Raw genomic sequence first — 9,443 nt, forward strand, 5'->3', positions numbered from 1 at the left:
CCTCTCTGATTCAACCTTTGGTTGCTCACCATGTCCACTACCTCACCCGAAACCGCCTGTCACCCCTGTGGTGACAAGCCTGCCAGCATCTGTGTGCTGGGCATTGGCAATTTGCTCTGGGCCGATGAAGGCTTTGGTGTGCGCTGCATCGAAGCGGTGCAGCAGCGCTACGAGTTCGCTCCGCATGTCTCGTTGATAGACGGCGGCACACAAGGCTTGTACCTGATTCAGTTTGTGCAGGCGGCGGACGCCTTGTTGATCTTCGATGCGATTGACTACGGCTTGGCGCCAGGCACTTTGAAGCTGGTGCGCGACGACGATGTGCCCCGCTTCATGGGCGCCAAGAAGATGAGCTTGCACCAAACAGGTTTTCAAGAAGTGCTCTCGCTGGCGCAACTGACAGGCCAATATCCACGTCAAGTCTTGCTCATTGGTTGCCAGCCGCAAGAGCTGGACGACTACGGCGGCAGCCTGCGCCCCATCGTCAAGCAAGCGATGGAAGAAGCCATTCGCTTGGGGCTGGAAGAACTCACGCAATGGGGCGCACAGCCACAGGCGCGTAGCCGTCCACTGAGTGAACGTGATGCGGTGACGATGGACCAACTGGCGCTGGCCGCTTACGAAGCACAGCGCCCAGACGCACAAGCCGCTTGCCGCGAGGGCGATGCACGCTTCTTCCCCGCATCCAACGATTTGGCAGGGGCTTGAGATGTGCATCGGTATGCCCATGCAAGTCCAGCGCCTCGAACCCGGACACGCCATCTGCCAAGGCCGTGGTGAGCAACGCCGTGTCAACACCGCCTTGGTTGACCAGCTTCAGGTGGGTGAATGGTTGTTGGTGTTTTTGAACGATGCGCGCGAGTGCATCAGCGCCCAGCGGGCGCACGAGGTGAATGCCGCACTCGACATGGTGCAACACGCGATGGCGGGTGACTACGACACCACGGCGCAGGACGACGCCCTCGGCTTTCACCTGCCCTCACACATGAATTTGCAAGACCTACATGCTTTGACTGGAGACAAACAATGACCTCACCCACCCACCTCACCGTGCCTGAAACACCTGCGGTGCCCCCCTTGATCGAGCGTCTGGTGCGCGAGTGCGCTGCCGAATGGGTGGACGAAACCACGGTCGCGGACTGGAGCGCCAAAGGCGGCGACCGTGTGCTCTTGCTCGCGGGCGACCCCGTTCAATTCCCCGAAGGCATGGACGTGGCCGCTGTGCTGCCCGAGTTGATGCGCAGCTTTCCTGGGCGGTTCTCGGTGGCCGTGGTGCCACGCAAACGCGAAGAAGCGGTCGCCAAACGCTATGGCTCACAGCGCTGGCCCACGCTGATTTTTTTGCGCGATGGTGAATACGTCACCGCCGTGGCGGGGATGCAAGATTGGGACGTCTATGTTGAAGCCGTCGGCACTGCCTTGAACATGCCCACCTCACGCGCCCCCACCATTGGCATTCCTGTGGTCACTGACCGCAGCGCTGCTAGCACTTGTCATTGATGAGCCCTTCAAGGAAACAAAGACCATGAAAGAATTTCCAATCCCCGTGGTGTCTGCGACCGATTTATTAGGCCCCGGCACCCAAGTGGAAGATGAGACCTTGGACTACATGCCCATGCCCAAGGACATGCACACCTATCGCCCCCCTGTGCTGCCCGAGCCTGAAGAGATGTTGGGTCTGGATCAAGCACGCGCGGCATTGCACAAAGTCATCTCTTTGTTGGAGATGGCGGGCACACAAGGCGTGTATGGCCATATTCCGTTAGGGGTGATGGCCCCCAAAGATTTTGAATTGCTCAACCGTGTGCTGGGTGAGGGGGAGGCCAGCGCCATCGTCCACGCCCTCGAAGGCAATTTGGAAGTGCGTGTGCAAGAGTCGGTGTTTGCCGGTGTGTGGCGTTTGATGACTTACCGCGATGGCGTGTTAGTGGATGACGCGATTGAAGTTGCACCCGTGCCCGCCTTGTTTGCCGAGACCGCCAAGCAAGACGTGTGGGATGCAGTGCCTGTGTGGCAAGGTGCCTTGCCACCAAATGTTCAGAACGCCCCCATGTTGATTGAAGAGATCGTCGATCAGGTCAATACATGGCGTCGCGGCCAAGTCTCCCACGTGGTCAACCTCACGCTGCTACCGATGACGCCTGAAGACATTGGCTTTTTAGACCACCACCTTGGCACAGGCCGTGTGCTCATGCTCTCGCGTGGCTATGGCAACTGCCGCATCTCTAACACACGCTTGCCCAACTGCTGGCGTGTGGTGTACTACAACTCGATGGACAAAGTGATTTTGAACACCGTGGAAGTGGTGGACATGCCTGAAGTCGCCATGGCCGCGCCCGAGGACTTACGCGACTCGCACGAGCGCTTGCGCGAAGTCATGGCGTGGTTGGAGCCCGCATGAGCATCGATGGCAGATTTCAAGGCTTTGAAGGTTCCTACCTTGGAAACCGAGAGGTCTTACGCCCAGAGTCTCGCTTAGAGTGCAAGATCTGCTGGTGGGTGTTCGACCCCGCTGTGGGCGACCCGCAGTGGCAAATTCCGCCAGGCGTGGCCTTTGCAGAGTTGCCCGACCACTGGCGCTGCCCCAACTGTGACTGTGATGCCGATCAGTTTTTGCTCTTGCCATGAGTTTTGTCATGCACGCCTCATCCTCTACCGATTTGCTCAAGCAACGCGTCGATGCGCTGGTGATGCACTTTGCGCGGGTGCAGCGTGAACGCATGCAAGGCCTGCCTTTGCTCAACGCCGTTTTGCGTGTTGAGGCGGTGGGCTTTGCCTGTGCGAATGCTGAGTCGGCGTCGGCAGATGTTGCCGTGGCAGTCGCCGAAGGTGTGCTCATCACGCCTTGGTTCATGAGCTTGCTGCGCTTGCCCTTGGACAAGCAAGCCCATCGTGATCGGGTGGGGTGCCGTGCGGTGCATGCGTTTGGGCTGGAACAGTTTGATTTCATTGGTGCAAACGATGAGGCTTTGGGTTACTACGAAACCTGTGCCTTGTTCTCACCCATGTTTGAATTTCCCACACAAGACTTGGCGCGTGACACCGCACTGGCCGCCTTGCGGGAAATTCGTGAAGGTACGCACAGCGCAGCGCCCGCGGCGGCGGCGCTACCCACACTGCCTGCCGCTCCTGCGGTGCCCGCGCGTCGTTTGTTTTTGACAGGACGTGGCGCATGAATCGCGAGCAAGACCTTATCGGTGTTTTGCGCATCACCCCTGGTGCGGCTGCACCCCAAAACTTGAGCAGCTCACGCCGCGACTGGGCCATGCGCATGGGGCAAGGCCAAGACGCAGCCCATTTGCCCGGGTTGATGGCCAGCTTGTTCAACCTCTGTGGTCAATCGCATCGCCTGTGCAGTCGCATGGCCGTGGCTGCGGCCCAAGGTGTGCAAGACATACACGGTGCAGCCGCCGCATTGCAATTGGAAACTGCCAGTGAACATGTGCGTCGCATCTGCTTGGATTGGCCCCGTGCAGCGGGCACCTCTGAGCAAGCGGCCACGCTGGCTGCACAAGCAACCTTGAGCCTCAAGCACAGCCCCTTGCTCAAAGCGCCCGAGGCCACGCCCAGCTTTTGGGCCGCCATGCGCACCTGGCTAGAAGTCTCGTGCTTGCACATGCCCGCAGGCGACTGGCTGGCCGCTTGGTGCGCTTCCCCCGAGGCGTGGTTGCAGAGCTGGAGCCGGCAGCACAAAGGCTGGTTGCCAAGCCTGCTGGTCCAAGCGCGACGCTCTCTGGCTGCTCATGTGTGCTTGCGCCAAGACCTGGCCTTGCGCCCACACGCCCAAGTGGATGACTTGTGTGCTTGGGCGAAGACATGGCAAGACCATTCGCACTTTGTGCTTCAACCGCATTGGCAGGGGCGATTCGCGCACACCGGCACATGGAGCCGTTTGAACCAAAACACATCCCACGCTCTCACACCTTGGCTGCTGATGGGCTACCGCGTGGCCGAGTTGATTCGCCTGTGTTTGCCTGACGCCCGCGCGCACAGTGGCCAGCATTGGTTGTCTTTGGGAGCAGCGAATTTGGGGGCGGGTCAAGGCGTGGCCTGGGTTGAAATGGCGCGTGGTTTGTTGGTGCACCAAGTCAGCCTTGACACAGAGCAGCGTGTGACCCAGCTGCAAGTGGTGGCCCCTACTGAATGGAACTTTCATCCACAGGGCGTGGTGGCTTCGGTGTTGGCCCAGATGCCGCCAGACGCAGATGCGTCAACGCTGGGCTGGTTGATGACCGCATTCGACCCATGTGTGCCGTTTGAAGTGCATGTTTCCAAACAGGAGGCACCACATGCATGAAGCAAGCTTGGCCGGTGGCGTGTTGCAGTTGATTGAAGATACCGCTGCACGTGAAAATTTTTCTCGCCTGTTGACCCTGCGCTTGGAAGCGGGGCAACTCGCGGGTGTGGACGTGCGGGCGTTGCGCTTTGCGCTCGACAGCATCGCCCCCGGCACTTTGCTGGAGGGGGCGGTGATCGAGATTGCCGACCCACCGGGCTCGGCGTGGTGCATGGGCTGCAGCCAAAGCGTTTGCGTAGTGCAACGCGGGCAAGCGTGCCCGCGTTGCGGCAGCTATCAGTTACAAGCCACAGGCGGCACAGAGCTGCGTGTGGTCGATATGGAAGTGACCTAGGAGAACAAGATGTGTGTGGTCTGTGGATGTTCAACAACAGGGTCGGCTCATGGCGATGCGTCGGCGCAGCCCGTCTCGCCTGACAGCCGTGGCGATTTGCATTTCGGCGCAGGTGCTGCGCGGGTGTCTGTGCCGGGCATGAGCCAGTCGCGGGCCATCAAACTAGAGGCCGACATTTTGGGCGCCAACAACCAGGTGGCCATGCAAAACCGCGCGCACTTTTTGGCGCACGGCGTGACGGCACTCAACTTGGTCTCTAGCCCAGGCTCAGGAAAAACAACGCTGCTGTGCGCCACCATTGAAGCCTTGAAACAACGTGCGGCCCATGTGTCGGTGTCGGTGATCGAGGGCGATCAGCAAACCAGCTTTGATGCTGACCGCATCCGCGCCACAGGCGCACCTGCGATTCAAGTCAACACAGGCAAGGGTTGCCATCTGGATGCACCGATGGTGGCACAGGCGTTTTCGAGTTTGCACACGCACTCTCACGATCATCACCATGCGCACGAGCACCCTCACGAGCATGGTCATGGTTCGCACAACCACTCAGCCCACCATGAGGCGCACCACCATCGTCACCACGATGCGCAGCCCAGCCTCTTGTTCATCGAGAACGTGGGCAATCTGGTGTGCCCTGCGATGTGGGATTTGGGCGAGGCGGCCAAGGTCGCCATTCTTTCTGTCACCGAGGGCGAGGACAAACCGCTCAAGTACCCCGACATGTTTGCAGCTTCCACGCTGATGGTGCTTAACAAAATCGACTTGTTACCCCATGTGCGCTTTGATGTGGACCGCTGCATCGCTTTGGCGCGGCGCGTCAACCCTAGCATCGAGATCATCCAACTTTCAGCCACGACGGGTGAGGGCATGGATGCATGGTTGCAGTGGATTGCGCAACGCATGGCGACGGGCACGCAGCCAGCAGGTGACATCGCGCTGCTCCAACGCATTGCCACGTTGGAGGCCGAGCTGGCCCAAGCGCGTGCGGCCTTGCATACATCATGAGCACACCATGAGCATCCTGGCCTTGGGCGCATGGTTGAAAAACACCGCTTGTGTGTGGCAAGACGGCCACGTGAGGTGGTCAGCCCCGCACGGTGATTTGCGCAGTCCCCAAGCCTGTGCGGCCTTGCAAGCGTCTTGCGAGGTGTTGTTGGCGCAGGCCCGTGCGGCGGGGCACCCCGTGCGGGCGGTGGCGCATGATTTGCACCCTGATTTTTTCAGCACCCACTTGGCTCTGCAACAAGCCGATGTGTTGGGTATCCCTGCCATCGGTGTGCAGCACCACCATGCCCACATCGCGGCGGTGATGGCCGAGCATCAGTTGCAAGGCCCGGTGTTGGGGTTGGCGCTCGATGGGGTGGGCTTGGGTACCGATGGCTCAGCGTGGGGCGGCGAGCTGCTGTGGCTGCATGACGCGCAGTGGCGGCGCATGGGGCACTTGTGGCCGCTGTCATTGCCTGGCAGTGACCGCGCAGCACACGAGCCTTGGCGCATGGCGGCCTCGGCGCTGCATGCCGTGGGTCGTGCTGACGACATCGTGCCGCGTTGGTCGCAACGGGTCGGCCTGAATTTGGCGCAGGGCGTGCGCCACATGTTAGAGACGGGTCTGAACTGTCCGCGCACCAGCAGCACCGGGCGTTGGTTTGATGCGGCTGCCGCTGTGCTGGGGCTGTGTGTGCGTCAACAAGACGAGGCCCAAGCGGCCATGGCTTTGGAAGAAGCCGCCCGCCGTTGGCTGTCGCAACATCCATCCATGCCCTTCACCACGGCTTGCGCCCTCGTGGTGCGCGATGCGCAGGGCCTGTGCAACCTTGATGTGCGGCCGGTGTGGGCCTCGCTGTTAGAGACACCCGCATGGCAGGTGGACACACCCACGTGGCAGGTAGACGAAGCTGCTGCACGTTTTCATGAGGGTTTGATCGCGGGCTTGGCCGATTGGGTGCACGTGGTATCACAGCGCACCGCCACCAAGCGCGTTTGTTTGGGTGGGGGTTGTTTTTTCAATCACATTTTGCGCGATGGCCTGACTCAGCGACTGCAAGTGCTGGGCTTTGAGGTCTACCAACCCGCCACGCAATATGGTGATGCGGGTTTGGCGCTGGGGCAAGCCTGGGTAGCCGCGCAACAGTTGCGCGAGATGCTTGTATTTCAAAAGGAGACATCTTCATGTGTTTAGCCATTCCTGCGTTGGTGGTCGAGCTGTTGCCAGAGGGACAAGCGGTGGTGGAGCTGGGCGGCATTCGCAAAGAAATTTCGGTGGTTTTGGTGGCGGATGTTCGCGTGGGCGACTATGTGGTGGTTCATGTGGGACATGCCATTGGCACCATTGAGCCGCAAGAAGCAGAGCGCACCTTGGCCATGTTTGCTGAAATGAAAGAGGCGCATATGCCCCCAGACGCATTCGCTACCCCCCGAGGGGGCTTGGCTTCCTTTGAGGCGGCTCAGTAGGAGGCCAAATGAAATACATCGACGAATACCGCAACGGTGATTTGGCACGGCAGATCGCGCAACGCATTGCAGCGGAGGCGCCCCCCTCGAAGCAATACAACTTCATGGAGTTTTGTGGCGGCCATACCCACGCCATTTCTCGCTACGGTGTGCTGGAGCTGTTGCCACCCAATGTGCGCATGATCCACGGCCCAGGTTGCCCGGTGTGTGTGCTGCCGATTGGTCGTGTGGACATGGCGATTGCCTTGGCGCTGGAGCACCACGTGATCTTGTGTACCTATGGCGACACCTTGCGTGTGCCTGCTTCCAACAACCTGTCCCTGCTCAAGGCCAAGGCGCGTGGCGGTGACATCCGCATGGTGTACTCACCCGCCGATGCCTTGAAGCTGGCGCAAGACAACCCAGACCGTGAAGTGGTGTTTTTTGCGATTGGCTTTGAAACCACCACGCCACCCACTGCCTTGGTGATTCGTCAAGCCCACGAATTGGGCGTGAAAAACTTCAGCGTCATGTGCAGCCATGTGCTGACACCGCCTGCCATTCGCGCCATCTTGGATGGTGCAGAGCAAGGCCATACCGCCCCCATTGATGGCTTTGTGGGGCCAGCCCATGTGAGCATTGTGATTGGCTCTGAGCCGTATGCCCGCTTTGCTGCCGACTACCAAAAACCTGTGGTGATTGCAGGCTTTGAACCCTTGGATGTGCTGCAAGCCATTCGGATGTTGGTGACGCAAGTCAACGAAGGACGCGCCGAGGTTGAAAACGAATTCATCCGCGCTGTCACGCCCCAAGGCAATGCCACCGCGCAAGATTTGATGGCCCAGGTGTTTGAGCTGCGCGACTCCTTTGAGTGGCGTGGTTTGGGCACCATGCCGTATTCAGCGCTTCGTATTTGTGACACTTACCGCGCTTTCGATGCGGAGCATCGCTTTGCCTTGGCCTATCACACCGTGCCCGACAACAAGGCCTGCGAATGCGGTGCGATTTTGCGCGGCGTGAAAACGCCCAGCGAATGCAAGATTTTTGGCACCGTGTGTACCCCCGAAAACCCCGTGGGCTCTTGCATGGTGTCGAGCGAGGGTGCTTGTGCCGCGCATTACACCTACGGACGGTTCAGGGATATAGCGGTGACCTCAGCATGAAGAAAAATTACATTCGACCGCTCGACATCAAGCACGGCTGCATCGACATGAGCCATGGTGCGGGCGGCAAAGCAGCGGCGCAGTTGATTGAGGAATTGTTCCTGGCTGAGTTGGACAACGCTTATCTGCGCCAAGGCGACGATGCCGCTGTGCTGCCACTGCCCGCCATGACGGAGGGCCGTTTGGTGATGGCCACCGATGGCCATGTGGTGTCGCCCTTGTTCTTCCCCGGCGGCGATGTGGGTTGCCTCTCGGTGCATGGCACGGTCAATGATGTGGCCATGATGGGGGCGCAGCCCTTGTACTTGAGTGCGAGCTTCATCATCGAAGAAGGCTTTCCGCTGATTGACTTGCAACGCATTGTGCGTTCCATGGCCGCCGCTGCCCGCGCCGCAGGTGTGCCTGTGGTGACGGGCGACACCAAGGTGGTGGAGCAAGGCAAAGGCGATGGGGTGTTCATCAGCACCACGGGCGTGGGCGTGCTGCCTGCCGATGTTCACATCAGTGGCTGCCATGCACGGCCTGGTGATGTGCTGCTGTTGTCGGGCACGATCGGCGACCACGGGGTGGCGGTGCTGTCGCAGCGCGAGTCTTTGGCCTTTGAAACCACGATTGAATCAGACACCGCGGCCTTGCACACCTTGGTCGCTGCCATGTTGGCCGCTGCGCCCGCAGGCGCTGTCCATGTGTTGCGCGATCCCACGCGTGGAGGACTGGCCACCACACTGAATGAAATCGCCCGTCAATCGGGCGTGGGTGTGGTGCTGCAAGAAGCCGCCATCCCTGTGTTGCCCCAAGTCGATGCCGCTTGCGAGTTGTTGGGCCTTGATCCTTTGTACGTCGCCAATGAGGGCAAACTGGTGGCGGTGGTGGCGCCTGAAGCGGCTGATGCCGTTCTGGCCGCCATGCGTGCCCACCCCTGTGGCCATGCGGCGGCGCGCATTGGCGAGGTCACAGTTGACCCCCATCAGTTTGTGCAAATGCACACACGCTTTGGCGGCACGCGGGTGGTGGATTGGCTCAGTGGTGAACAACTGCCTCGTATTTGTTAATACCTAGGTTTGTTGAATGATTCATTTGGCGGATTCAAGGACGAAGTGCAACACGCTTTAACGAGGCATGAAATACCTCGTGAGGTGTCTTGAATCCTAGTCGCTTTCTGGGGCGGTGATTCAATCGGTTTTCAATCATAGTCAATTCCTCATCCGTCACGGTTTCC

Annotated in this window: 13 protein-coding genes; all 13 read left to right on the top strand. The window is 59.8% G+C overall.

From position 1 onward, the window contains the following. The first annotated feature begins 30 nt into the window (after nucleotides 1-30). Genes RMS03_RS09730 through hypE form a run of 13 tightly spaced genes read left to right on the top strand, consistent with a single transcriptional unit; the run spans nucleotide 31 to nucleotide 9,276 of the window. Nucleotides 31-708, top strand: coding sequence for a HyaD/HybD family hydrogenase maturation endopeptidase (locus RMS03_RS09730; RefSeq protein WP_310626871.1), 678 nt, complete (start codon nucleotides 31-33; stop codon nucleotides 706-708). 13 nt (nucleotides 709-721) lie between these two features. Then, nucleotides 722-1,030 (top strand): HypC/HybG/HupF family hydrogenase formation chaperone, encoded by a 309-nt coding sequence (locus RMS03_RS09735; RefSeq protein WP_310626872.1) that lies wholly within the window; start codon nucleotides 722-724, stop codon nucleotides 1,028-1,030. Next, nucleotides 1,027-1,500 carry a hydrogenase gene (locus RMS03_RS09740; RefSeq protein WP_310626873.1) on the top strand — a complete coding sequence of 158 codons (474 nt, stop codon included), beginning with the start codon at nucleotides 1,027-1,029 and terminating at the stop codon, nucleotides 1,498-1,500. The genes RMS03_RS09735 and RMS03_RS09740 overlap by 4 nt, the downstream gene beginning before the upstream one ends. A gap of 25 nt (nucleotides 1,501-1,525) precedes the next feature. Continuing rightward, nucleotides 1,526-2,401: a hydrogenase expression/formation protein gene (locus RMS03_RS09745; protein WP_310626874.1), complete on the top strand. Its 876-nt coding sequence runs from the start codon at nucleotides 1,526-1,528 to the stop codon at nucleotides 2,399-2,401. Continuing rightward, entirely contained in the window at nucleotides 2,398-2,628 is a 231-nt protein-coding gene (locus RMS03_RS09750; protein WP_310626875.1) for a rubredoxin, read from the top strand. The genes RMS03_RS09745 and RMS03_RS09750 overlap by 4 nt, the downstream gene beginning before the upstream one ends. Next, nucleotides 2,625-3,176 carry a [NiFe]-hydrogenase assembly chaperone HybE gene (hybE, locus tag RMS03_RS09755; protein ID WP_310626876.1) on the top strand — a complete coding sequence of 184 codons (552 nt, stop codon included), beginning with the start codon at nucleotides 2,625-2,627 and terminating at the stop codon, nucleotides 3,174-3,176. Before RMS03_RS09750 ends, hybE begins: the two co-directional genes overlap by 4 nt. Then, nucleotides 3,173-4,297 carry a nickel-dependent hydrogenase large subunit gene (locus RMS03_RS09760; protein WP_310626877.1) on the top strand — a complete coding sequence of 375 codons (1,125 nt, stop codon included), beginning with the start codon at nucleotides 3,173-3,175 and terminating at the stop codon, nucleotides 4,295-4,297. The genes hybE and RMS03_RS09760 overlap by 4 nt, the downstream gene beginning before the upstream one ends. Beyond that, a complete protein-coding gene (locus RMS03_RS09765) occupies nucleotides 4,290-4,631 on the top strand; it encodes a hydrogenase maturation nickel metallochaperone HypA (protein ID WP_310626878.1) in 342 nt (113 codons plus the stop codon). The genes RMS03_RS09760 and RMS03_RS09765 overlap by 8 nt, the downstream gene beginning before the upstream one ends. Before the next feature lie 9 nt (nucleotides 4,632-4,640). Then, complete coding sequence (hypB, locus tag RMS03_RS09770) at nucleotides 4,641-5,636, top strand: hydrogenase nickel incorporation protein HypB (protein WP_310626879.1); 996 nt, start codon at nucleotides 4,641-4,643, stop codon at nucleotides 5,634-5,636. Between the two features lie 7 nt (nucleotides 5,637-5,643). Beyond that, nucleotides 5,644-6,810 (top strand): carbamoyltransferase HypF, encoded by a 1,167-nt coding sequence (locus RMS03_RS09775; RefSeq protein WP_310626880.1) that lies wholly within the window; start codon nucleotides 5,644-5,646, stop codon nucleotides 6,808-6,810. Continuing rightward, nucleotides 6,801-7,082 (top strand): HypC/HybG/HupF family hydrogenase formation chaperone, encoded by a 282-nt coding sequence (locus RMS03_RS09780; protein ID WP_310626881.1) that lies wholly within the window; start codon nucleotides 6,801-6,803, stop codon nucleotides 7,080-7,082. Before RMS03_RS09775 ends, RMS03_RS09780 begins: the two co-directional genes overlap by 10 nt. An 8-nt stretch (nucleotides 7,083-7,090) precedes the next feature. After that, a complete protein-coding gene (gene hypD, locus RMS03_RS09785; RefSeq protein WP_310626882.1) occupies nucleotides 7,091-8,224 on the top strand; it encodes a hydrogenase formation protein HypD in 1,134 nt (377 codons plus the stop codon). Continuing rightward, nucleotides 8,221-9,276, top strand: coding sequence for a hydrogenase expression/formation protein HypE (gene hypE / locus RMS03_RS09790; RefSeq protein WP_310626883.1), 1,056 nt, complete (start codon nucleotides 8,221-8,223; stop codon nucleotides 9,274-9,276). Before hypD ends, hypE begins: the two co-directional genes overlap by 4 nt. Nucleotides 9,277-9,443: the final 167 nt, after the last annotated feature.

The sequence above is a fragment of the Limnohabitans sp. genome (assembly GCF_031538885.1).
Classification (GTDB): Bacteria; Pseudomonadota; Gammaproteobacteria; order Burkholderiales; family Burkholderiaceae_C; genus Limnohabitans.